The organism is Enterobacter sp. DNB-S2 (genome assembly GCF_019443845.1).
Taxonomy (GTDB): domain Bacteria; phylum Pseudomonadota; class Gammaproteobacteria; order Enterobacterales; family Enterobacteriaceae; genus Enterobacter; species Enterobacter asburiae_B.
In genome coordinates this window covers 273,496-295,631 of the sequence record NZ_CP050520.1, presented here as the reverse complement: position 1 = coordinate 295,631, position 22,136 = coordinate 273,496, and the positions used below count along the sequence as shown (strand labels likewise).

Annotated in this window: 21 protein-coding genes; 15 read left to right on the top strand and 6 right to left on the bottom strand. The window is 56.6% G+C overall.

Annotation, left to right across the window (positions count from 1 at the left end):
- Positions 1-147: 147 nt before the first annotated feature.
- Together ompR and envZ are read left to right on the top strand one after the other, a co-directional pair.
- A complete protein-coding gene (ompR, locus tag HB664_RS01585) occupies positions 148-867 on the top strand; it encodes a two-component system response regulator OmpR (protein WP_001157751.1) in 720 nt (239 codons plus the stop codon).
- Positions 864-2,210: a two-component system sensor histidine kinase EnvZ gene (gene envZ / locus HB664_RS01580; protein WP_219940293.1), complete on the top strand. Its 1,347-nt coding sequence runs from the start codon at positions 864-866 to the stop codon at positions 2,208-2,210. Before ompR ends, envZ begins: the two co-directional genes overlap by 4 nt.
- Before the next feature lie 96 nt (positions 2,211-2,306).
- Here the strand turns inward: envZ and pckA are convergent, their stop codons facing one another.
- The 5 genes from pckA to HB664_RS01555 form a co-directional block, all read right to left on the bottom strand.
- A complete protein-coding gene (gene pckA / locus HB664_RS01575) occupies positions 2,307-3,926 on the bottom strand; it encodes a phosphoenolpyruvate carboxykinase (ATP) (RefSeq protein ID WP_219940292.1) in 1,620 nt (539 codons plus the stop codon).
- Between the two features lie 393 nt (positions 3,927-4,319).
- Positions 4,320-5,204, bottom strand: coding sequence for an Hsp33 family molecular chaperone HslO (gene hslO / locus HB664_RS01570; protein WP_161495995.1), 885 nt, complete (start codon positions 5,202-5,204; stop codon positions 4,320-4,322).
- 17 nt (positions 5,205-5,221) lie between these two features.
- Positions 5,222-5,623, bottom strand: a complete 402-nt coding sequence (gene hslR, locus HB664_RS01565; RefSeq protein WP_029740483.1) for a ribosome-associated heat shock protein Hsp15 — start codon at positions 5,621-5,623, stop codon at positions 5,222-5,224.
- Positions 5,620-6,303: a GMP/IMP nucleotidase gene (gene yrfG, locus HB664_RS01560; RefSeq protein WP_219940291.1), complete on the bottom strand. Its 684-nt coding sequence runs from the start codon at positions 6,301-6,303 to the stop codon at positions 5,620-5,622. Before yrfG ends, hslR begins: the two co-directional genes overlap by 4 nt.
- Before the next feature lie 68 nt (positions 6,304-6,371).
- Positions 6,372-8,507, bottom strand: a complete 2,136-nt coding sequence (locus tag HB664_RS01555; RefSeq protein WP_219940290.1) for an intracellular growth attenuator family protein — start codon at positions 8,505-8,507, stop codon at positions 6,372-6,374.
- A 324-nt stretch (positions 8,508-8,831) separates the two neighbouring features.
- Between HB664_RS01555 and nudE the strand changes: the two genes are divergently transcribed.
- Positions 8,832-9,392: an ADP compounds hydrolase NudE gene (gene nudE, locus HB664_RS01550; RefSeq protein ID WP_008503041.1), complete on the top strand. Its 561-nt coding sequence runs from the start codon at positions 8,832-8,834 to the stop codon at positions 9,390-9,392.
- Between the two features lie 88 nt (positions 9,393-9,480).
- On the opposite strand, the gene mrcA is transcribed toward nudE, so the two are convergent.
- Positions 9,481-12,033 carry a peptidoglycan glycosyltransferase/peptidoglycan DD-transpeptidase MrcA gene (gene mrcA / locus HB664_RS01545; protein ID WP_094934889.1) on the bottom strand — a complete coding sequence of 851 codons (2,553 nt, stop codon included), beginning with the start codon at positions 12,031-12,033 and terminating at the stop codon, positions 9,481-9,483.
- 120 nt (positions 12,034-12,153) lie between these two features.
- Here mrcA and pilM point away from each other — a divergent pair, with 120 nt between their 5' ends.
- The 12 genes from pilM to trpS all read left to right on the top strand — a co-directional run bounded on the left by pilM (position 12,154) and on the right by trpS (position 22,119).
- On the top strand, positions 12,154-12,930 hold the full coding sequence (pilM, locus tag HB664_RS01540) for a pilus assembly protein PilM (protein WP_143347649.1): 777 nt from the start codon (positions 12,154-12,156) through the stop codon (positions 12,928-12,930).
- Entirely contained in the window at positions 12,927-13,421 is a 495-nt protein-coding gene (locus HB664_RS01535; RefSeq protein WP_047059815.1) for a PilN domain-containing protein, read from the top strand. The genes pilM and HB664_RS01535 overlap by 4 nt, the downstream gene beginning before the upstream one ends.
- 3 nt (positions 13,422-13,424) lie before the next feature.
- Complete coding sequence (locus HB664_RS01530; RefSeq protein ID WP_143347648.1) at positions 13,425-13,880, top strand: HofO; 456 nt, start codon at positions 13,425-13,427, stop codon at positions 13,878-13,880.
- The gene (locus tag HB664_RS01525; RefSeq protein WP_143347647.1) at positions 13,870-14,274 is read left to right on the top strand and encodes a HofP DNA utilization family protein; all 405 of its coding nucleotides are present in this window, start codon (positions 13,870-13,872) and stop codon (positions 14,272-14,274) included. Before HB664_RS01530 ends, HB664_RS01525 begins: the two co-directional genes overlap by 11 nt.
- Positions 14,201-15,424 (top strand): DNA uptake porin HofQ, encoded by a 1,224-nt coding sequence (gene hofQ / locus HB664_RS01520; RefSeq protein ID WP_223862645.1) that lies wholly within the window; start codon positions 14,201-14,203, stop codon positions 15,422-15,424. The genes HB664_RS01525 and hofQ overlap by 74 nt, the downstream gene beginning before the upstream one ends.
- Before the next feature lie 286 nt (positions 15,425-15,710).
- A complete protein-coding gene (aroK, locus tag HB664_RS01515) occupies positions 15,711-16,232 on the top strand; it encodes a shikimate kinase AroK (protein WP_003861630.1) in 522 nt (173 codons plus the stop codon).
- A 57-nt stretch (positions 16,233-16,289) separates the two neighbouring features.
- Positions 16,290-17,378 (top strand): 3-dehydroquinate synthase, encoded by a 1,089-nt coding sequence (gene aroB, locus HB664_RS01510; protein ID WP_219940289.1) that lies wholly within the window; start codon positions 16,290-16,292, stop codon positions 17,376-17,378.
- Between the two features lie 92 nt (positions 17,379-17,470).
- Positions 17,471-18,769: a cell division protein DamX gene (damX, locus tag HB664_RS01505; RefSeq protein ID WP_033146809.1), complete on the top strand. Its 1,299-nt coding sequence runs from the start codon at positions 17,471-17,473 to the stop codon at positions 18,767-18,769.
- A 67-nt stretch (positions 18,770-18,836) separates the two neighbouring features.
- Entirely contained in the window at positions 18,837-19,649 is an 813-nt protein-coding gene (gene dam / locus HB664_RS01500) for an adenine-specific DNA-methyltransferase (protein ID WP_033146808.1), read from the top strand.
- Between the two features lie 41 nt (positions 19,650-19,690).
- Positions 19,691-20,368: a ribulose-phosphate 3-epimerase gene (rpe, locus tag HB664_RS01495; RefSeq protein ID WP_024907923.1), complete on the top strand. Its 678-nt coding sequence runs from the start codon at positions 19,691-19,693 to the stop codon at positions 20,366-20,368.
- Positions 20,361-21,122, top strand: coding sequence for a phosphoglycolate phosphatase (gph, locus tag HB664_RS01490; RefSeq protein WP_033146807.1), 762 nt, complete (start codon positions 20,361-20,363; stop codon positions 21,120-21,122). The genes rpe and gph overlap by 8 nt, the downstream gene beginning before the upstream one ends.
- Positions 21,115-22,119, top strand: coding sequence for a tryptophan--tRNA ligase (trpS, locus tag HB664_RS01485; protein ID WP_023309477.1), 1,005 nt, complete (start codon positions 21,115-21,117; stop codon positions 22,117-22,119). The genes gph and trpS overlap by 8 nt, the downstream gene beginning before the upstream one ends.
- The last annotated feature ends 17 nt before the right edge of the window (positions 22,120-22,136 follow it).

Genomic DNA, 22,136 nt, shown 5'->3' with positions numbered 1-22,136 from the left:
TGTGATGAAATGAGCAGATAAGCTGCTGTTAAATATGCTTTGTAACAATTTCGACTAGAATTTATACCAGAATTAACTGGTCGAATACGTGCACTTTTTTAGAATACGCTGTTACAAAGACTATCCGAACCTTTGGGAGTACACACAATGCAAGAGAACTACAAAATTCTGGTCGTGGATGACGACATGCGCCTGCGCGCGCTGCTGGAGCGTTATCTGACCGAGCAGGGCTTCCAGGTTCGTAGCGTCGCGAACGCTGAGCAGATGGACCGTCTGCTGACCCGTGAATCTTTCCACCTGATGGTTCTCGACCTGATGCTGCCTGGCGAAGACGGGCTTTCTATTTGCCGCCGTCTGCGCAGCCAGAGCAACCCGATGCCGATCATTATGGTGACGGCGAAGGGTGAGGAAGTTGACCGTATCGTCGGCCTCGAAATCGGCGCAGATGACTACATTCCAAAACCGTTTAACCCGCGTGAACTGCTGGCGCGTATTCGCGCTGTGCTGCGCCGTCAGGCGAACGAACTGCCTGGGGCACCGTCTCAGGAAGAAGCCGTCATTGCCTTCGGCAAGTTCAAGCTGAACCTCGGCACGCGCGAGATGTTCCGTGAAGACGAGCCAATGCCGCTCACCAGCGGCGAGTTTGCGGTTCTGAAAGCGCTGGTCAGCCACCCGCGTGAACCGCTTTCCCGTGACAAGCTGATGAACCTGGCGCGCGGTCGCGAATACTCCGCAATGGAACGCTCCATTGACGTGCAGATCTCCCGCCTGCGCCGCATGGTGGAAGAAGATCCTGCGCATCCTCGTTATATTCAGACCGTATGGGGTCTGGGCTACGTGTTCGTCCCGGACGGCTCTAAAGCATGAGGCGAATGCGCTTCTCGCCGCGTAGCTCGTTTGCCCGCACCCTGTTGCTGATCGTCACCCTGCTGTTCGTCAGCCTGGTGACGACCTATCTGGTGGTGCTGAACTTTGCGATCCTGCCGAGCCTCCAGCAGTTTAATAAGGTCCTGGCCTACGAAGTCCGTATGCTGATGACCGACAAACTGCAGCTGGAGGACGGCACGCAGCTCGTCGTTCCCCCGGCGTTTCGCCGTGAAATCTACCGTGAGCTGGGCATTTCGCTCTACTCCAACGAAGCGGCGGAAGACGCTGGCCTGCGCTGGGCGCAGCACTACGAATTCCTCAGCCAGCAGATGGCGCAGCAGCTGGGCGGCCCAACGGAAGTGCGCGTTGAGGTCAACAAAAGCTCGCCCGTCGTCTGGCTGAAAACCTGGCTGTCACCCAATATCTGGGTGCGCGTTCCGCTGACCGAAATCCATCAGGGCGACTTCTCGCCGCTGTTCCGCTACACCCTGGCGATTATGCTGCTGGCGATAGGCGGCGCGTGGCTATTTATCCGTATACAGAACCGACCGCTGGTCGACCTGGAGCACGCTGCGCTGCAGGTCGGTAAAGGGATTATTCCACCTCCGCTGCGCGAGTATGGCGCCTCGGAAGTCCGTTCGGTGACGCGCGCGTTTAACCATATGGCGGCAGGCGTGAAGCAGCTGGCGGATGACCGTACGCTGCTGATGGCGGGCGTAAGCCATGACCTGCGCACGCCGCTAACGCGTATTCGTCTGGCGACGGAGATGATGGGGGAAGAGGACGGTTATCTCGCCGAGTCCATTAACAAGGATATCGAAGAGTGTAACGCCATCATCGAGCAGTTCATCGACTACCTGCGCACCGGGCAAGAGATGCCGATGGAGATGGCGGATCTGAACGCGGTGCTGGGCGAAGTGGTGGCGGCGGAAAGCGGCTACGAGCGCGAGATTGATACCGACCTGCAGGCGGGTGAAATTGAGGTACGCATGCACCCGCTTTCTATCAAGCGTGCGGTGGCGAACATGGTGGTCAACGCGGCGCGCTACGGTAACGGCTGGATCAAAGTCAGCAGCGGGTCTGAACTCAACCGCGCCTGGTTCCAGGTGGAAGACGACGGTCCGGGCATCAAGCCCGAGCAGCGTAAGCATCTGTTCCAGCCGTTTGTGCGCGGCGACAGCGCTCGCAGCACCAGCGGCACGGGCTTAGGCCTGGCGATTGTTCAGCGTATTATCGATAACCACAACGGACTGCTGGAGATTGGCACCAGCGAGCGGGGTGGGCTGAGCATTCGCGCCTGGCTGCCGGTCCCCGTGACGCGGGGGCAGGTGAAAGAGGGTTAAAAAAAGGTGCGGCCTGATGCCCTCACCCCGGCCCTCTCCCACGGGAGAGGGAGAAAACATTAAAAAAGGCAACTTTCGTTGCCTTTTTGCTTTGACCTACAGCTTCGGTCCCGCGCTCACCAGCGCAGCACCCGCCGGGGTATCGGTATACTTCTCGAAGTTCTCGATAAACAGCTTCGCCAGCGATTCCGCCTTCTCGCGCCACTGCTCTGGAGAACCGTACGTGTTGCGCGGGTCGAGGATATGCGGATCCACACCCGGCAGCGACGTAGGGATCGCCAGGTCAAACATCGGCAGCGTGAAGGTTTCGGCGTCGTCCAGAGAACCATCCAGAATGGCGTCGATAATCGCGCGGGTATCTTTGATGGAGATACGTTTGCCGGTACCGTTCCAGCCGGTGTTCACCAGGTATGCCTGCGCGCCGGATGCCTGCATGCGTTTCACCAGCACTTCAGCGTACTGCGTCGGGTGCAGCGACAGGAAGGCCGCGCCGAAGCAGGCGGAGAAGGTTGGGGTTGGCTCCGTCACGCCACGCTCGGTACCCGCCAGCTTGGCGGTAAAACCGGAGAGGAAGTGATACTGCGTCTGGCTGGCCGTCAGGCGAGACACCGGAGGCAGCACTCCGAACGCATCCGCGGTCAGGAAAATGACCTTCGTGGCATGACCCGCTTTTGACACCGGCTTCACGATATTGTCGATGTGGTAGATCGGGTAAGAGACGCGGGTGTTTTCCGTTTTCGACGCATCGTCGAAGTCGATGGAGCCGTCGGCACGCACGGTGACGTTTTCCAGCAGCGCATCGCGACGGATCGCGTGGTAGATATCAGGCTCGGCCTCTTCAGACAGGCGAATGGTCTTCGCGTAGCAGCCGCCTTCAAAGTTGAATACGCCGTCGTCATCCCAGCCGTGTTCGTCATCGCCAATCAGGCGACGTTTTGGATCGGTGGACAGGGTGGTTTTCCCGGTACCGGACAGGCCGAAGAATACCGCCACGTCGCCTTTTTCACCGACGTTAGCCGAGCAGTGCATGGAGGCGATGCCCCGCAGCGGCAGCAGGTAGTTCATGACCGAGAACATCCCTTTCTTCATTTCGCCGCCGTACCAGGTACCGCCTATCAGCTGGATACGCTCGGTCAGGTTGAAGGCCACAAAGTTTTCGGAGTTCAGACCCTGCTCTTTCCACTGTGGGTTCGTGCATTTCGCACCGTTCATCACGATGAAATCCGGGGTGAAATCCTGCAGCTCTTCGTCGGTTGGACGAATAAACATGTTTTTCACGAAATGTGCCTGCCAGGCCACTTCAGTGATAAAACGCACGGAGAGACGGGTATCGGCGTTAGCGCCGCAGAAAGCGTCGACAATGAACAGACGCTTGCCGGAAAGTTGATGGGTGACGAGCCCTTTCAGGTGCTGCCAGGTTTCCGGGGAGAGCGGTTTGTTGTCGTTCTTCCCTTTGCCCTTGTCAGCCCACCACAGCGTATCGCGGGTGGTTTCGTCTCGGACGATATATTTATCTTTCGGCGAACGACCGGTAAAAATACCGGTATCGACGGCGATAGCACCAAGATTCGTCAACACACCACGCTCGTATCCTTCCAGTGCTGGATTGAGCTCTTCCTGATACAGCGTATCGTAGTCGGGGTTGTAGACGATTTCCTGGACGTCGTGAATACCATAAGCCTTGAGATCTTGCGGGGTTAAACCAGTAACACGCATATCACTGCTCCTTAGCCAATATGTACTGCCTGAAATTGTAGGGTTTTTCTGAGGTTGTTAACCGCGACGGGGCTCATAGATTTACGCATCTGGACAAAACCCTTACTAACGGAAAACGCTGCGACTCCAGTCACAGCGCAGGCGGATTATCGCAGGAATCGCTTTTTGGTTGGGGAAAATGTTCCGAAAAGGTTAAAGAGTGGTGATTTTATCGGAAAGAATGTGAATGTAATCGCATACACGTAAGAAAATTACGTAAGAGTTACATAAGGAAAACGATTCAGCTTGGGAGGAGTTTTTTTCCCCCTCACCCCAGCCCTCTCCCCAAAGGGGAGAGGGGGGTCAAGTACCCTCTCCCCTTTGGGGAGAGGGTTAGGGTGAGGGGAAAGAGGTTTAGTGAACCTGCGGATCCGCCGGGGAGGCGTTATTGCGGATCTCAGCGATATCCATCGAATTGAACACGTAGTGCGTACCGCAGTAGTCACAGTGCATATCGATTTCGCCGTCTTCCGCCATGATGCTGTCGATCTCTTCATCCGGCAGGGTTTTCAGCGCGCCAGCACAGCGCTCGCGTGAGCAGGTGCACTTAAATTCCACGGATTGCGGGTCGTAAACCGTTACTTCTTCTTCGTGGTACAGACGCCACAGCACGTCGGTCGCCGACAGGTTGAACAGCTCTTCCGCTTTGATGGTTTCGGTCAGCGTCGCCAGGTGCTCAAAGTCATTGGTCTGTGCGTCCTGCGCAGGCAGAACCTGCAGCAGCATACCGCCCGCAGCAGGCTGACCGTCCACTTCACCGGTGCGGATGAAGAGACGCGTCGGCAGCTGTTCAGAACGCATGAAGTAATCTTCCAGGCAGGCTGCCAGGGTATCGCCTTCCAGACCCACCACACCCTGATAGCGCTCACCTTCCTCAGGGGAGATGGTGATCACCAGGTAGCCATTACCCACCAGCGTTTTGAGGTCTGCATTTTCAGGCACGTCGCCCTGAACGCGCGCCACGCCGCGCATCTGCTGCTGGTTATTGCCGTTGATCACCGCCAGCGTCATCGGGCCGTCACCCTGCAGCTGCACGGTGATATCACCGGCAAACTTCAGCGTCGCCGTCAGCAGGCTGGTGGCAACCAGCAGTTCGCCCAACAGGGTCTTCACCGGCAGCGGGTAGTTGTGGTTTTCCAGAATCTGTTTCCAGGTTTCGGATACGGTGACCAGCTCGCCGCGCACGGCGAATTGTTCAAACAGATAGCGGTGTAATTGGTCGTGTTGGGCCATTTTCATCTCTCGTGCGGGTGAGGTTAATCAGTCTCACCGTGTTTAAATTTCATCAGATCGCGACGCTCTTTTTTATCCGGTCGCCGGTCCGGGTGGGGCATCGTCAGCGCGTTCATTTTGCGCGCCAGCGCGGTCTTCTCGCGCTTTTCAATGCTCTCCGCCGTCTCTTCATAAAGCAGTACGGCTTCCGCTGCAGGTCGACGCTGTTCGGTAATGGCTTTAATCACCACCGTACGTTCATCGTTGCCCTGCCGCAGCGTTAAGGTGGCATTCAGCTCAACCAGCTTGCTTGGTTTGCTGCGCTGGCCGTTGTAATGCACTTTTCCGCCGTCAACCATCTCGCGGGCGAGGGCGCGAGTTTTATAAAAACGCGCTGCCCACAGCCATTTATCCAGTCTTACCCCGTCAGAGGGTTTTTCTTTCATGGCGTCTCCTTCACGGTCAGTGAGGGGATCATCTTGCGATAGTCGTTCAGTCCAGGGTGGCGCAGATAGCTTTTTTCAGCCAGGCCAGAGTCAGGATTGGTCACGCCCAGACAGTAGCGAATGCCAAACCTTGCCGCGGAATCCAGAATGGGCTCGCTGTCATCAATGAACAACGTACGTTCTGGCTGCAAACCCGTCTCTTCCCTCACCGCATGCCACAACCGCTGATCCTCTTTCGGATAACCAAATGTGTGGGTGGAAAGTAATAAATCAAGGTGCGAAGCCAGACCGGTATGCTCCAGCTTCACCGCCAGATTATGTGGATGCGCGTTGGTCAACAAAATACGGCGCTTGCCGCTCGCTTTCAGCGCATCCAGAAAGGGCACGGTGTCCTCGCGCAGAACGGCGCGCGGCCCCTGGGCGGTGGTCATGGCACAAATATCCAAACCGAGGCGCTCGCTCCAGTAGTCAAGACAGTACCAGTTTAGCGTATGTTGCACCGCGCTATATTGCGAACGAATGAATGCCTGCGCTTCTGCCGGGGAGATCCCCTGCTGCTCGCCATAGGTTTCAGGAACCAGCGTTTGCCAGAAATAGTTATCAAAGGCGAGATCGAGCAGCGTGCCGTCCATATCCAGCAGAACGGTATCTACCTCCTGCCAGGCGATATCAAGATGCATTAGGGGGGAACTCCAGCCAGAAGAAACGTGCGCGACAGGGTAGCACAACTTGCCGCGCAACGACGTTATCAGATCAGGCTCTCAGACGAGGGGATCAGCTTTGGATTGAGGCAGTTTTCATAATACTGCTGAATGTCTGCAAGCCGGGTGCGCGAGCGCTGGTAGCGGCGCAGGGCCATAAAGCCGTTCCAGAAAATGGCGATCAGCATCGCGGTCATCAGCAAAGAGGTGCCGATGTAACGCCACAAGCCTGCGCTATCCGGCATCCGGTGCAGGCCGATATGGCGAGTGCCGTTGGCGTCGGTATAAATACTCGTGACAATCCCTTCGGCGCTGAACGGCGTTTGCATCAGCATCTGCGCCAGGCGCTGGAACTGGCTCCACTGCTCCTGTGCCGGGTAGTCATAAAGCGCAACCTGCGGGTAGGGCTGATCGACCAGATCGCTGCCTTCATCGCTTGCTATCACAAAGCCACCCGGCGCCGGGCTGTTCAGCGTCTGAGCCGCACGGGTGGTCTCGCGCATCATGAACGGCGACGTCGAGGTGGCGACCAGGTTATCCAGCGATTCCGCGCTCACCGGACGCAGCAGCACGTTAACGCCATCCAGTCGTCCCGCTTCGGCGCGTTTTACCAGCGAGTCCCAGTCTTTGCTGTTCCCCAGGTTTACCAGGGCGTTTTTAAGGCGTATGCACTCATCCTGAGAGGAGCATAAATCCTGTGTTTTCAGGACGATGTCACCAAAATCATCCAGCAGAACCATGCCTGATTTCTGAATGGCCGAGCGCAGCGCGGGGCTGACGCGCGAATCATCGTCCGGTTTCGGATGCAGCTGGCGGTTAACCGTCTGGGTGAGAGCCGTGGCCTTGTTCACCACTTCGGATTCCGGCAGCGGCAGCGGCGGCGCGTCGTTCCAGATAATTTGCGAACAATCGAACGGCATGAACGGCGAGCTCTGACGCGTGTTCCACGCCCCCCGGGTGTGAATATTACACATCCCGGTCCCCTTCAGGCGCAGCGTGTCCCCCACGCGTACACCGGCTTCATCCAGTTTGTTGACGCTGGTCGCTTCAATGGTTTGCGCCCCTTTGATCCACGACAGGGTGAATTTAATGGGCATATCCAGCGGCACGAAAAGCAGCAGCATGGCTAAGACCAGCGCGGCGCCGCCGGCAATGACCGTACTGCGTAGCCAGTGCTGAAGCGGGAAATTTTTCACTTCATCATGCAGAGACAGGAAGCGCCCCTGACGCACAACGTGGCGGTCAAGGTAGATATCAATATCGGTTTTCTGCCCTAAATCCTGTGCGATCCACGGCTGCCAGTGACGCGGGTAGATCAGGTCGATAATACCGAGCGAGATATTGTTGAGATGCTCCTGATCGTTTTCACCGAACAGGCCCCAGCGCTTTGGCGTCCCGCGCAGGCAGTGGATCTCGCGCAACGAGGTTTTAGCCGGTGGAGCAAAGAGACCCCAAAGCCCGCCGGCCAGCAGCAGCACCGCGCCGCCAGCCAGCCAGGGGACAAACACATCCGGCGTCAGCAGGCAGATGAAAAAGAGCAGGAAGGCAGCAACGATCAGAATGGCTTCGCGGATGCCGTCCGGTCGGCTCAGGGCATACTCTTCATGCGTTTCCTGGCGAATGTTCAGCAGTTCGATCTGCTCTGTCTCTTCGCCACGAATGGACGCCTGCGTTGAACTCGCGCGCTCCAGCGCAAAACGCGGGGCTTCCTGAAGGTATTCATTCAGCGTATGGCCGTTAAGCGTGATAACCAGAGGCAACGAATCGGTGTGAATCAGCTCAACGCTGTTTTCGTCATTAATGTATTGCTCCCAGGACGGGGGCAGATGCACTTCGACGGAATCAAGGTAATAGCGCCATTTGTTCGGGTCATCAGTGGTAATGCCATAGCGCGTGATGGAGCGCGTCACGCACAGCACGGTATCACTTTGCGCATTAAGCTTTAGCGCGACGGGCGCAGCGGTGGCTCCCGTTGGCCCAGGCGTTAACTGAGTACGGTTCAGGATTTCGAGATAGTTTTCAACCGCATCGCGCTCGTCTTGCGTGAGTTTACGCGTGCTCGCACCCGCAAATGCGTTTAAAAAAGGCAGGCGATAACGGCGCTGTACGCGGCGCCTGTACAACCACCCTGCAACCAACGCGCCGGCCAGCATAGCAGCGAGAACAATCAAAATGGTGCTCATGCTTTCCCCATCTTACTTATCTTCTTACAGGTGTAGTCAGTAGCACCTTTACATTGAATGAGAGTCTGTGGCTGGCTATCGGCAAGTATGGAGTCGAACTTGAGCATTCTGAAGCGCATCCCAGTGAACGGTGATGATAGCAAAGCCTGTTATGGCGCGATATCAGCAAATTCCTGGAAACATTTCAACCTCTTGACATTTGTTTTGAATTGAGGATTGATCCCTGGTACGTTGCATAAATGTAAATAAAGAACGATTGACATTGCCGAAACCGTGCGGCATATCGCACAATAACGCCAGTTCTCACTGCTAAGACCCATCAAGATGAGCAAACCATTACAAAAACCCACCATTCTGAATGTTGAAACTGTCGCCAAATCGCGCCTGTTTAATGTCGAAAGTGTGGACCTGGAGTTCAGCAACGGTGTGCGTCGCGTTTATGAACGTATGCGCCCCTCTTCGCGCGAAGCGGTGATGATTGTTCCCATTGTCGACGATCATCTGATTTTGATCCGCGAATACGCTGTGGGAACGGAATCTTACGAGCTTGGGTTCTCGAAAGGGCTTATCGACCCGGGTGAAACCGTCTTTGAAGCGGCAAACCGCGAGCTGAAAGAAGAGGTCGGCTTCGGTGCGAATGAGCTTTCATTCCTGAAAAAGCTAAGCATGGCGCCGTCCTATTTTTCCAGCAAAATGAATATCGTGGTGGCTGAAGATCTCTATCCTGAATCGCTGGAAGGGGATGAGCCGGAGCCGCTGCCGCAGGTTCGCTGGCCGCTAGCGCACCTGATGGATCTGCTTGAAGACCCTGACTTTAATGAGGCTCGCAACGTGAGCGCGCTGTTCCTGGTACGGGAGTGGTTGAAGGGGCAGGGGCGACTGTAGTGGCCTGATGCCCTCACCCCAACCCTCTCCCACGGGAGAGAGAGCAAACACAAAAACGGCAACCAGAGGTTGCCGTTTTGCTTTGTTGTCAGAACAGCTCGTGCGTCTCGCCGTTATCAATAATCTCTGTCCCCACCTCGTGCACCGCCTGCGTGGTTGGCTGCGTGCCCTCGATGAAATACTCTTCGCGGCTATTACCGCCGTTGGCGAGTTGACCGGTGCTGCGGTCGATATTAACCGTCACCACGCCTGGCGGTGGCGTTAACGGCTGCTCCGGCACGCCTTCAAGAACGGACTTCATGTAGGCGTCCCAGGCCGGCTGCGCGCTCTTCGCTCCGCCTTCGTAGCCGGAAATTTGATCCTTAATCGCGCCGGAGGCCGTTGTACGACCTAAGTCACGGCGGTGATCGTCGAAACCGATCCAGACCGACGTCACCACGCCCGGACCGTAGCCGGAGAACCACGCGTCTTTCGAGCTGTTGGTTGTCCCCGTTTTACCGCCGATGTCATGACGCTGCAAATCGCGCCCTGCGCGCCAGCCTGTGCCCTGCCAGCCCGGTTCACCGAAGATGTTGGTGTTCAGCGCGCTTTTGATCAGGAACGACAGCGGCGTGTTGATCACGTGCGGGGCATACTCCGGCGCGCCGGTCTGTGCCACCAGCGACTGGTTAGCCTGCTCAAGCTGCGGCTGCGGCACGACGCCGCTCTGCTGCTCCTGAGACACGGCAGGGTCTTCCATGTCCTTGTTTTCAAGCACCTCGGATTTCGGCGTATTGCCATAAATCACCGGAATATCGCAGTCAGGGCAGGCAATTTTCGGCTTCGCTTCGAACAGCACGCCGCCCTGATCGTTCTCGATCTTGCTGATGAAGTACGGGTCAATCAGGAAGCCGCCGTTAGCCATCACCGAGTACCCGCGTGCGACCTGAAGCGGCGTAAACGAGGCGGAGCCTAACGCCAGCGACTCGGTGCGAACGATGTTCTGCGCCGGGAAACCGAAGCGCTGCAGATACTCTGCGGCATAGTCGACGCCCATGGCGCGCATGGCGCGCACCATCACCACGTTTTTCGACTGTCCCAGGCCCTGACGGAGACGAATTGGGCCGGCATACTCCGCAGGGGAGTTCTTCGGCTGCCAGTCGGAACCGGCACCGGCATCCCAGCGGGAGATTGGGACGTCGTTAAGGATGCTGGCGAGGGTCAAGCCCTTATCCATCGCTGCCGTGTAGAGGAACGGTTTGATATTGGAACCGACCTGACGCAGCGCCTGAGTGGCGCGGTTAAATTTGCTCTGGTTGAAATCAAACCCGCCGACCAGGGCCAGGATGGCACCGTTCTGTGGATTGATAGAGACCAGGGCCGAGTTGACGTCCGGCACCTGTGCCAGCCACCAGGATTCGCCTACTTTCCGCACCCAGATTTGCTGCCCGGTCTGGACGGCATCGGTCACTTTACGCGGCGTTGCGCCCTGCAGCGTATCCGAGCGGTAAGGACGCGCCCAGCGGATACCGTCCATACGCAGCGAGACGGACGTACCGTCCGCGAGCGTCGCAACGGCTTCCTGAGGATCGGCCTGCGTTACCACGGCAGGAAGGAGCGGACCATAGGTTGGCAGCGCCTTCAGCGTACTGGTGATTTTTTTGCTGTCCCACGCGCTTTCGCCCACTTTCCAGAGCACGTTTGACGGGCCGCGATAGCCGTGACGCATATCGTAGTCCATCACGTTGTTCCGCACCGCTTCCTGAGCCGCCTGCTGGACCTTACGGGTGACGGTGGTGTACACGCGATAGCCATCTTCGTAGGCCTTGTCACCATAGCGATTCACCATCTCCTGGCGAACCATTTCGGTCAGGTAAGGGGACGCGAAAGCGATCTCAGGGGCGTGGTAGTTAGCGTCAATGACATCGTTACGCGCCTGGTCGTACTCGCTCTGGCTGATGTAGCCTTCGCTCAGCATACGTGACAAAACGACGTTACGGCGCGCGGTGGCGCGATCGAGCGAGTAGAGCGGGTTAAAGGTGGACGGCGCTTTCGGCAGACCGGCGATGGTTGCCATTTCGCTTAAGGTGAGCTGCTCAACAGGCTTACCGAAGTACACCTGTGCGGCAGCCCCCACGCCATAGGCGCGGTAACCCAGGTAGATTTTGTTGAGGTACAGCTCAAGGATTTCGTCTTTGCTCAGCAGCTGCTCAATACGGATCGCGAGGAACACCTCTTTGATCTTACGTATCAGCGTCTTTTCAGGGCTGAGGAAGAAGTTACGCGCCAGCTGCTGCGTAATGGTACTCGCCCCCTGAGAAGCGTGACCAGAGAACAACGCAATGCTCGCGGCACGGAAAATCCCCACCGGATCGACACCGTGGTGCTCGTAAAAACGGCTGTCCTCCGTGGCGATAAAGGCTTTCACCATCACGGGGGGGATTTGGTTTAAGGTCAGCGGAATACGACGCTTCTCGCCATACTGCGCCATCAGCTCGCCATCGGCGCTATAGACTTGCATCGGGATCTGGAGGCGCACATCGCGAAGCGTGGCGACATCAGGTAGCTGTGGCTCAATATATTTGTATAAACCGTAAATCGAGCCTGCTCCCAGCAGAATGCAACAGACTGCAAGGATGAATAAATACTTTACGAACTTCACCGGAGATTTCCCATTTGGTTTCACTTGGGCAGTTTCTAAACAATCGCGCGGTAGTATAAAGGCAAGCCTGATTCATTGATATAGCCGTCAACCCGACGGGCGATAAGGAGATCGTGAAGCATGGCTTTCAAAACATGGCAAACGGGCGTTCATATTCAACAGGATAGGGTGCAGATCGTCGCCTTGACCCGGGAGAAGTCGGGCTGGTGCTTGCGCCGCTGGTGGGCGATTCCTCTGGACGAGGGCATCATTCGTGACGGCAAAATTTGTCAGCCAGAACGGCTGGTTGATGCGTTACGCGACTGGCGGAAAACGCTGCCGCACTACCATCGGGTGTTCCTCTCTTTCCCGGCAGCACGCACCCTGCAACGGTCGCTCCCCCGTCCGACCGTTGCGCTGCGCGACAGCGAGCAGCTCTCATGGCTTGGCGCGGCGCTCGCGCGCGAACTGGAGATGTCTGCCGATACGCTCTGTTTCGATTACGCGCAGGATACCTTCAGCAATACCTTTCACGTGACCGCCGCGCAAAACAACGAGGTTGATACCCTACTGGCGCTGGCGAAAACGCTGCGTTTGCGGCTGGTGGCCATTACGCCGGATGCCAGCGCGCTGGCGAATCTTCTTCCTGCGGTGGCGCCAGCGACGTGCGTCGCCTGGCGCGACGAGCGGCAGTGGCTGTGGGCGATGCGTCACCAGTGGGGACGCCGCTTTACCACAGAAGCCGAAAGCGTGGCCGAGCTGGCGGCGCTGCTGGCGCTTGGTCCGGATGACATCGCGCTGTTTGATAACCGACGTGACCCGTGGGAAATCCTGGAGCGCTGCCAGGCCCCGCTACCGGACTGCGGCGCTGATTATACCGTTGCGCTGGCGCTGGCCATGAGCGAGGTGCCCAGATGAGCCTCATGAACTTTCTGCCCTGGCGACAGCAGCGGCGCGCACGATGCCTGCGTTTCTGGGGGGCAATGTGTGTCGGCACCGTGCTGTTGATGTTCGCGATCATTTTCTGCCTGCGGATAAACCCTGTTATGAGGCTGCACGCGCTGCAAACGGAGCTGACGGGAATGCAGACCGTGCAGCATGCGCTTGCCTCCCGGCAGAAACTCGCCTCACAGGCGCAGAAGCCAGCGCAGACACGTCAACAACGCGCATGGCAGCCGGTGCTGGAATCCCTTTCCCGCGCCACTCCTTCACAGGTCTGGCTGACAGAGCTTCGCTATCAGCCTCCTGCTCTGATGTTGAGTGGGTATGCCATAACCCTGCCAGCCCTGTCTGCTCTGCGCGATGCGCTGGGCCAAATAGCGGGTTTTACGCCCGGAACGGCGGGTGAGCTTCGGCAGGACAGCCAGGGGCGCTGGATGTTCACCCTCCATCTTAAAAGCGAGGGGTAACGCATGGATACCCTGTTAGAACGCTGGTGCGAAAGCCGTCCCTGGTATCGGGTGCTTTTCTGGTGTCTGGGGAGTCTCCTGGCAGGACTGGCCGCGTGGGGCACCTTGCTCAGACCGCTGGACAGGCAGTGTGCTGAACGACAGCGACAGCTGATTCAGGACGCGAGGACGAACGCGGCGTTATGGCCTGTCGTCAGAAAGGTGCCGTTTCTTACGGAAACAACGGAAATACGCGAGCTGACGCCGTTTTCCCCGCTCGATTTTCAGGGTGATAACGCGACGCTGGTTCACTGGAAGCCGCTGCAGAACGGAGGGGAACTGATGCTGGAGGTGGAGTGGCAGGCTCTCCCGGCGCTTTTTTCCCGGCTGGCGCAGCGGGATGTGCAGATCGCCGCTTTCGCGATTGCCCCACAAGGTACAGCGTTGCGCCTGCGGCTGGAGCTGGAACATGCGAAATAGCGCGCGATATTTGCTGGTTTGCTCAGCGCTGCTATTGACCGGCATGCGCGATCCGTTTCGCCCGCCGGACGATCCCTGCGCCATTGGCGAGCTGGCGCAGTGGCGCTATCGCGGCATGGTGGGAGGACAGCAGGCTATCGGTATTTTACAGGATGGGCAAAAGCGCTGGTACCGCCTGAAAATGCATGAGCGCTTCCCGGCAGGCTGGACGATAACAGCCATAAATGAAACGGAACTGGTTGTTGATGTGGGTGACACATGTGAACCAGGAAAATGGACGTGGCAACGAGAAGGAACGAATAAGAATGAATTTACGGATAATGCTGTGGCTGCTGGCGTTCAGCCATCCGCTGTGGGCCGCCGCGCCAAAACCGGTCACGCTGGTGGTGGATGACGTGCCTGTAGTCCAGGTGCTGCAGAGCCTGGTCGCACAGGAGAACCGAAATCTGGTGATATCGCCTGACGTCGGCGGCTCGCTTTCGCTCAACCTGACGCGCGTCCCCTGGCGGCAAGCGTTACAAACGGTTGTCACCAGCGCTGGCCTCGTTTTGCGAGAGGAGGGCGGCATTTTTTATGTTCATACCGCGGCCTGGCAGCGTGAACAGCAGGAGCGCTCAGAACAGGAGCGAACGCGTCGACAGCTTGAGGCGCCGCTGGTTTCTCACAGCCTCGCTTTCTCCTATGCCGATGCCGGAGAGCTGCAAAAAGACGCTGAAAAACTCCTGAGCCCAAAGGGAAGTTTGTCTCTCGACAAACGCACCAACCGGCTGCTGATTCGCGATAACCAGACGGTGGTGGAGACGCTGCAGCGCTGGGCCGCTCAGATGGATATTCCTGTCGAACAGGTCGAGCTGGCGGCGCACATTGTGACCATTAATGAAAAAAGCCTGCGTGAGCTGGGAGTGAAATGGAATCTCGCCGACGCCGCTGACGCGGGAAAGGTTGGCCAGCTCACCACGCTTGGCAGCGATCTTTCCGTCGCCAGCGCCACCAGCCACGTGGGTTTTAACATCGGACGGATCAATGGTCGGCTGCTGGATCTGGAGCTTTCTGCGCTGGAGCAAAAACAGCAGGTCGATATCATCGCCAGCCCGCGGCTGCTGGCCTCGCATATGCAACCGGCCAGCATCAAGCAGGGGAGTGAAATTCCGTATCAGGTCTCAAGCGGCGAAAGCGGCGCAACCTCCGTTGAGTTTAAAGAGGCGGTATTAGGGATGGAGGTCACGCCGGTGGTCTTACCGGGAGGGCGCGTGCGCCTGAAATTGCACATCAGTGAAAATATGCCGGGACAAGTGCTGCAGCAGGCGGACGGCGAAACGCTGGCGATCGACAAACAGGAGATAGAAACCCAAGTGGAGGTAAAAAGTGGAGAAACGCTGGCGTTGGGCGGAATTTTTTCGCAGAAGAACAAAACTGGCAGCGACAGCGTGCCGGGGCTGGGGAAAATCCCCTGGCTTGGGCAGCTTTTTCGCCACGATGGGAAGGATAATGAACGGCGCGAGCTAGTGGTGTTTATTACACCACGTCTGGTCGGTATTCGCTGACGGGTAACGATCCCCGCAATGATTTTGCATTCAGTTTGTTGCAGATGTTTGACGTGGGGCATGAATTAGCATACAAGGAGTACCGATTTGAGTTGGACTTACGTCTTATTACCTTATGCGCCCGGCGCGGTGATTTAATCAGTTGCCAAACAAGCCGGAGTATTGAGATAATTTTTAGTCTGACTCTCGCTCTATTGCATATGAGGTTTCAGTTCATGTCCTGCTACGCTGGGTGTCTGCGAAGCGGGAATTACCATTAACGAATAGTCTTAGTAGTACCGATAAAATGGCAGAGAAACGCAATATCTTTCTGGTTGGGCCTATGGGTGCCGGCAAAAGCACTATTGGGCGTCAGTTAGCTCAACAACTCAATATGGAATTTTACGATTCTGATCAAGAGATTGAGAAACGAACCGGAGCTGATGTGGGCTGGGTTTTCGATGTAGAAGGCGAAGAAGGTTTCCGTGACCGAGAAGAAAAAGTGATCAACGAACTCACGGAAAAACAGGGCATCGTTCTGGCAACAGGCGGCGGTTCTGTGAAATCTCGCGAAACCCGTAACCGTCTCTCCGCCCGTGGCGTAGTGGTCTATCTTGAGACGACCATCGAGAAACAGCTGGCACGTACGCAGCGCGATAAAAAGCGCCCGCTGCTGCAGGTTGAAACGCCACCACGCGAAGTTCTGGAAGCGTTGGCCGATGAACGCAATCCGCTGTATGAAGAGATTGCCGACGTGACCATTCGTACTGACGACCAGAGCGCTAAAGTGGTTGCAAACCAGATTATTCATATGCTGGAAAGCAACTGATTCTGGCTTTATATACACTCGCCTGCGGGTAAAAGCATTAAAGGTGGATGTCGCGTCATGGAGAGGATTACAGTTACTCTCGGGGAACGTAGTTACCCTATCACCATCGCGGCTGGTTTGTTTAACGACCCAGCTTCCTTTTTACCACTGAAAACGGGTGATCAGGCGATGCTGGTCACCAATGAGACGCTGGCTCCGCTTTATCTCGACCGCGTACGCCACCTGCTTGAGCAGGCGGGCGTAAAAGTCGACAGTGTGATTCTCCCCGATGGCGAGCAGTATAAAAGCCTGACGGTACTGGATACCGTCTTTACCGCATTGCTGCAAAAACCGCACGGTCGCGATACAACACTGCTTGCCCTGGGCGGCGGTGTTGTGGGCGATCTGACCGGATTTGCGGCCGCAAGCTATCAACGTGGCGTCCGTTTTATTCAAATCCCGACCACGTTGCTGTCCCAGGTCGACTCCTCTGTGGGTGGCAAAACGGCAGTCAACCATCCGCTCGGCAAAAACATGATTGGCGCGTTCTACCAGCCCGCATCGGTGGTGGTGGATCTCGACTGTCTGAAAACCCTGCCGAAGCGCGAACTGGCTTCGGGTCTGGCAGAAGTGATCAAATACGGCATTATTCTCGATGGCGAGTTCTTTAGCTGGCTTGAAGAGAATATGGATGCGCTGCTGTGCCTGGATGAGGCTACACTGGCATACTGCATTCGTCGTTGTTGTGAACTGAAAGCAGAAGTTGTCGCTGCAGACGAGCGTGAAACGGGCTTACGTGCTTTACTGAATCTTGGGCATACGTTTGGCCACGCCATTGAAGCCGAGATGGGTTACGGCAACTGGCTGCACGGTGAAGCCGTCGCGGCCGGTATGGTCATGGCAGCGCGCACCTCTGAACGTCTGGGGCAGTTTAAACCTGAAGAGACGGCACGCATCATTGCGCTGCTTGAGCGTGCAGGTTTGCCGGTAACCGGGCCGCAGGAGATGTCGGCGCAAGCGTATTTACCCCACATGATGCGCGATAAAAAAGTATTGGCAGGTGAGATGCGTCTTGTACTCCCGCTTGCAATAGGGAAGAGTGAAGTGCGCGGCGGAGTGCCGCACGATGTCGTTCTTGGCGCTATCGCTGATTGTCAGCAGGCGTAACAACTAGAAAGGTCAGGCCACTGTCGCAGGTGGTCGTTTAGCTTCAGGTGAAATGCAAAGTCGTTAGCATAAGCCTTTGAGTGGGGTGTTAAATGGATGAATTCAAACCAGAAGACGAGCTGAAACCCGATCCCAGCGATCGTCGTACTGGTCGTTCTCGTCAATCTTCAGAACGTGATAACGAGCCGCAGATCAACTTTGACGATGTTGATCTGGATGCAGACGATCGTCGCCCTTCGCGCAGCCGCAACGCGCACGAAGAGCGAGCAGAAGAGGATTATGAGTCCGAAGAAGATTCAATGGACGAACAGCCTGTAGAGCGTCGCCCGCGTAAACGTAAAAAAGCCGCTGCGCCGAAACCGGCTTCCCGCCAGTACATCATGATGGGCCTGGGCGTTCTGGTGCTTGTGCTGCTGATTGTCGGCATTGGCTCCGCGCTTAAAGCACCGTCAACGAACTCAACCGAGCAAACTGCTTCCGCTGAGAAGAGCATCAACCTGTCCGGTAACGATGCGACCAATCAGGCGAATGGCGCACAGCCTGCACCGGGTGCGACTTCCGCAGAGCAGACCGCAGGTAACACCACAGCACCGCAGGATGTTTCTCTGCCGCCCGTTTCTTCAACCCCTGCTCAGGGTCAGGCACCTGCTACGCCTGAAGGCCAGCAGCGCGTAGAAGTTCAGGGAGATCTGAACAATGCGCTGACGCAGCCGCAGAACCAGCAGCAGGTTGATAACGTCGTGGTTAACTCTACGCTGCCAACTGAGCCGGCAACCGTTGCCCCGATTCGCGGTGGTAACGCTCAGCCACAAACGGCTGCGACGGAAACCAAACCGCGCCAGACGCAAACTGCGACGCGTCCTGAACGTAAGCAGGCGGTGATTGAGCCTAAGCGTGAAACCAAACCTCAGGCAGTCGTAAAAGCGCCTGAAGTGAAAGCCGTACCGGCACAGCCGAAACGCACCGAAACGGCTGCGGTGAGCGAGCCTGCTAAAGCGCCAGTCACGCAGACTGCGCCGAAAGCAACGGCAACCACAGCGGCACCTGCAGCAACGGCTCCGGCAGCCACGGCAACAGCCTCCAGCAGCGCCGCAGGCAAAACTGCAGGTAACGTTGGCTCGATGAAGTCTGCGCCATCCAGCAATTACACGCTGCAGCTGAGCAGTTCGTCTAACTATGACAACCTCAACAGCTGGGCGAAGAAATCAAATCTGAAAGACTATGTTGTTTATCAGACGACCCGTAACGGTCAGCCGTGGTATGTGCTGGTCAGCGGCGTTTATTCGTCCAAAGATGAAGCGAAACGTGCCGTAGCGGCACTGCCAGCGGATGTTCAGGCAAAAAATCCCTGGGCGAAGCCGATTCATCAGGTTCAGGCCGATCTGAAGTAATGTTTAAAGCGCAGGATGCTGTCGGAGCTTTCTCCACAGCCGGAGAAGGTGTAATCAGTTAGTCAGCATGAAAAAAAATCGCGCTTTTCTGAAATGGGCAGGGGGGAAATACCCCCTGCTCGATGATATTAAAAAGCACCTGCCAAAAGGCGAGTGTCTAATCGAGCCTTTCGTGGGCGCAGGATCGGTGTTCCTGAACACCGATTTTTCTCGTTATATCCTGGCGGATATCAACAACGACCTCATCAGCCTCTATAACATTGTTAAGCTGCGTACCGAAGAGTATGTCGCAGAGGCGCGCAAACTGTTTACGCCGGAGAACAATCAGCCGGACGTTTACTACCAGTTCCGCACTGAGTTTAATCAGAGTCAGGATCCGTTCCGTCGGGCGCTGCTGTTCCTCTATCTCAACCGTCATGGTTACAACGGCCTGTGCCGCTATAACCTGCGCGGGGAGTTTAACGTGCCGTTTGGTCGCTATAAGCGCCCGTATTTCCCGCAGGACGAGCTGTACCACTTTGCCGAAAAAGCGCAGAACGCAGAGTTTCATTGCCTCTCCTATGAAGAGTGTATGGAGCTGGCAGGCGTAAACTCGGTGGTTTACTGTGACCCGCCTTACGCACCACTGTCTGCAACGGCGAATTTCACCGCTTATCACACCAACAGCTTCAGCCCGGCCGAACAGGCCCGTCTGGCGGAGATGGCAGAAAAGCTGGTCAGCAAAAGAATTCCGGTGTTAATTTCGAATCACGACACGCCTGATACGCGCGAATGGTATAAAGCCGCGAAGCATTTTCAGGTCAAAGTGCGGCGTAGCATTAGCAGCAACGGCGGCACACGTAAAAAGGTGGACGAACTTCTGGCTCTTTATCGCCCCTGAGCCGTTTTGCCCGCCGGTAAACACATTTCAAGGAGAAGCGGATGAAACAGTTTTTGATTGCTCCCTCAATTCTGTCGGCCGATTTTGCCCGCCTGGGTGAAGACACCGCCAAAGCTCTCGCGGCTGGCGCAGATGTCGTCCATTTCGACGTTATGGACAACCACTACGTCCCTAACCTGACCATTGGCCCAATGGTGCTCAAGGCATTACGTAACTATGGCATTACCGCGCCGATCGACGTTCACCTGATGGTTAAGCCTGTTGATCGCATCGTGCCTGACTTCGCCGCAGCGGGTGCCAGCATCATCACTTTCCATCCGGAAGCCTCTGAACACGTGGACCGCACGCTGCAGCTGATCAAAGAGAACGGCTGTAAGGCGGGCCTGGTGTTTAACCCGGCCACGCCGCTGAGCTATCTCGACTATGTCATGGACAAGCTGGACGTGATTCTGCTGATGTCCGTTAACCCGGGCTTTGGCGGTCAGTCGTTCATTCCCCACACGCTGGATAAGCTGCGTGAAGTGCGCCGTCGTATTGATGAGTCAGGTTACGATATTCGCCTGGAAGTGGACGGCGGTGTGAAAGTGAATAACATTGGTGAAATTGCGGCAGCCGGCGCGGATATGTTCGTTGCAGGTTCGGCAATTTTCGACCAACCGGATTACAAAAAAGTCATTGATGAAATGCGCCGTGAGCTGGCGAAGGTAAGTCATGGATAAATTGCAGGCAATTCGGGGTATCGCATTTGACCTCGACGGCACGCTGGTCGACAGCGCGCCGGGCTTAACGAGCGCCGTAGACCAGGCGCTGTACGCCCTTGAACTCCCCGTTGCGGGGGAAGAGCGCGTGGTAACGTGGATTGGCAACGGCGCCGATGTCCTGATGGAGCGCGCGTTGACGTGGGCGCGTCAGGAGCGCGCGTCGCAGCGTTCCGCGCAGGGTAAACCGAGCGTTGACCACGCTGACATCCCTAAGGATGAACAGCTGCGGATTCTGCGCAAACTGTTCGATCGTTTCTATGAAGAGACCGTCGAGGAGGGCAGTTTCCTGTTCCCGGACGTTCAGGAAACGCTGAGCGCGCTGCACGCGAAGGGCATTCCGCTGGGGCTGGTGACCAACAAACCGACGCCGTTTGTTGCACCGCTGCTGGAAGCGCTCGATATCGCGAAGTATTTCTCCGTGATTGTGGGCGGCGACGACGTACAGAACAAAAAGCCGCATCCGGAACCGCTGTTGCTGGTGGCAGGAAAATTATCCTTAACGCCTGCGGAGCTGCTCTTTGTCGGGGATTCGCGCAATGATATTCTGGCTGCCCGAGCGGCTGGGTGTCCTTCCGTCGGATTAACCTATGGCTACAACTACGGTGAAGCCATCACATTAAGTGAGCCGGATGTGGTCTTCGACCACTTCAAAGATTTGTTGCCCGCACTCGGGCTTTCGCACAGTGAACATCAGGAATTGAATAATGACTAAGCCCATCGTTTTTAGTGGCGCACAGCCTTCAGGTGAATTGACCATTGGTAACTACATGGGGGCGTTACGTCAGTGGGTCAGCATGCAGGATGAGTACCATTGCATTTACTGCATCGTCGATCTCCATGCGATTACCGCGCGTCAGGATCCTGAGAAGCTGCGTAAAGCCACCCTGGACACCCTGGCGCTGTACCTGGCCTGTGGCATCGATCCTGAGAAGAGCACCATTTTCGTTCAGTCTCACGTGCCGGAGCACGCGCAGCTGGGCTGGGCGCTGAACTGCTACACCTATTTCGGCGAGCTGAGCCGTATGACCCAGTTCAAGGATAAATCCGCGCGCTACTCTGAGAACATCAACGCCGGCCTGTTCGACTATCCGGTGCTGATGGCGGCGGACATCCTGCTGTATCAAACCAACCAGGTACCGGTAGGTGAAGACCAGAAGCAGCACCTGGAGCTGAGCCGCGATATCGCCCAGCGCTTTAACGCTATTTACGGCGATGTGTTTAAAGTGCCAGAGCCATTCATTCCGAAGTCCGGTGCGCGCGTGATGTCGCTGCTGGAGCCGACCAAGAAGATGTCCAAGTCTGACGATAACCGCAACAACGTTATCGGCCTGCTGGAAGATCCGAAATCCGTCGTCAAAAAGCTCAAGCGCGCAGTCACCGACTCCGACGAGCCGCCTGTAGTGCGCTACGACGTGCAGAACAAAGCGGGCGTCTCCAACCTGCTGGATATCCTCTCCGGCGTGACCGGCCAGAGCATTCCTGAACTGGAAAAACACTTCGAAGGCAAGATGTATGGCCACCTGAAAGGTGAAGTGGCAGACGCCGTTTCCGGCATGCTGACCGAGCTGCAGGAGCGTTATCACCGCTACCGTAACGATGAAGCTTTCCTGCAGAAGGTGATGAAAGACGGCGCGGAAAAAGCCAGCGCGCGCGCGTCCGAAACCCTGAAAGCGGTGTACGAAGCGATTGGGTTTGTGGGTAAACCGTAGGTAAAAGCAAAACGGTA

Coding starts and splice junctions, on each gene's coding strand:
- hofQ (WP_223862645.1), top strand. CDS start 14,201: ATGCTGTGGCTGCTGGCGTTCAGCCATCCGCTGTGGGCCGCCGCGCCA.
- HB664_RS01530 (WP_143347648.1), top strand. CDS start 13,425: ATGGATACCCTGTTAGAACGCTGGTGCGAAAGCCGTCCCTGGTATCGG.
- dam (WP_033146808.1), top strand. CDS start 18,837: ATGAAAAAAAATCGCGCTTTTCTGAAATGGGCAGGGGGGAAATACCCC.
- hslR (WP_029740483.1), bottom strand. CDS start 5,623: ATGAAAGAAAAACCCTCTGACGGGGTAAGACTGGATAAATGGCTGTGG.
- pckA (WP_219940292.1), bottom strand. CDS start 3,926: ATGCGTGTTACTGGTTTAACCCCGCAAGATCTCAAGGCTTATGGTATT.
- pilM (WP_143347649.1), top strand. CDS start 12,154: ATGGCTTTCAAAACATGGCAAACGGGCGTTCATATTCAACAGGATAGG.
- hslO (WP_161495995.1), bottom strand. CDS start 5,204: ATGAAAATGGCCCAACACGACCAATTACACCGCTATCTGTTTGAACAA.
- HB664_RS01525 (WP_143347647.1), top strand. CDS start 13,870: ATGCGAAATAGCGCGCGATATTTGCTGGTTTGCTCAGCGCTGCTATTG.
- envZ (WP_219940293.1), top strand. CDS start 864: ATGAGGCGAATGCGCTTCTCGCCGCGTAGCTCGTTTGCCCGCACCCTG.
- HB664_RS01555 (WP_219940290.1), bottom strand. CDS start 8,507: ATGAGCACCATTTTGATTGTTCTCGCTGCTATGCTGGCCGGCGCGTTG.
- nudE (WP_008503041.1), top strand. CDS start 8,832: ATGAGCAAACCATTACAAAAACCCACCATTCTGAATGTTGAAACTGTC.
- aroB (WP_219940289.1), top strand. CDS start 16,290: ATGGAGAGGATTACAGTTACTCTCGGGGAACGTAGTTACCCTATCACC.
- aroK (WP_003861630.1), top strand. CDS start 15,711: ATGGCAGAGAAACGCAATATCTTTCTGGTTGGGCCTATGGGTGCCGGC.
- trpS (WP_023309477.1), top strand. CDS start 21,115: ATGACTAAGCCCATCGTTTTTAGTGGCGCACAGCCTTCAGGTGAATTG.
- HB664_RS01535 (WP_047059815.1), top strand. CDS start 12,927: ATGAGCCTCATGAACTTTCTGCCCTGGCGACAGCAGCGGCGCGCACGA.
- rpe (WP_024907923.1), top strand. CDS start 19,691: ATGAAACAGTTTTTGATTGCTCCCTCAATTCTGTCGGCCGATTTTGCC.
- gph (WP_033146807.1), top strand. CDS start 20,361: ATGGATAAATTGCAGGCAATTCGGGGTATCGCATTTGACCTCGACGGC.
- damX (WP_033146809.1), top strand. CDS start 17,471: ATGGATGAATTCAAACCAGAAGACGAGCTGAAACCCGATCCCAGCGAT.
- ompR (WP_001157751.1), top strand. CDS start 148: ATGCAAGAGAACTACAAAATTCTGGTCGTGGATGACGACATGCGCCTG.
- yrfG (WP_219940291.1), bottom strand. CDS start 6,303: ATGCATCTTGATATCGCCTGGCAGGAGGTAGATACCGTTCTGCTGGAT.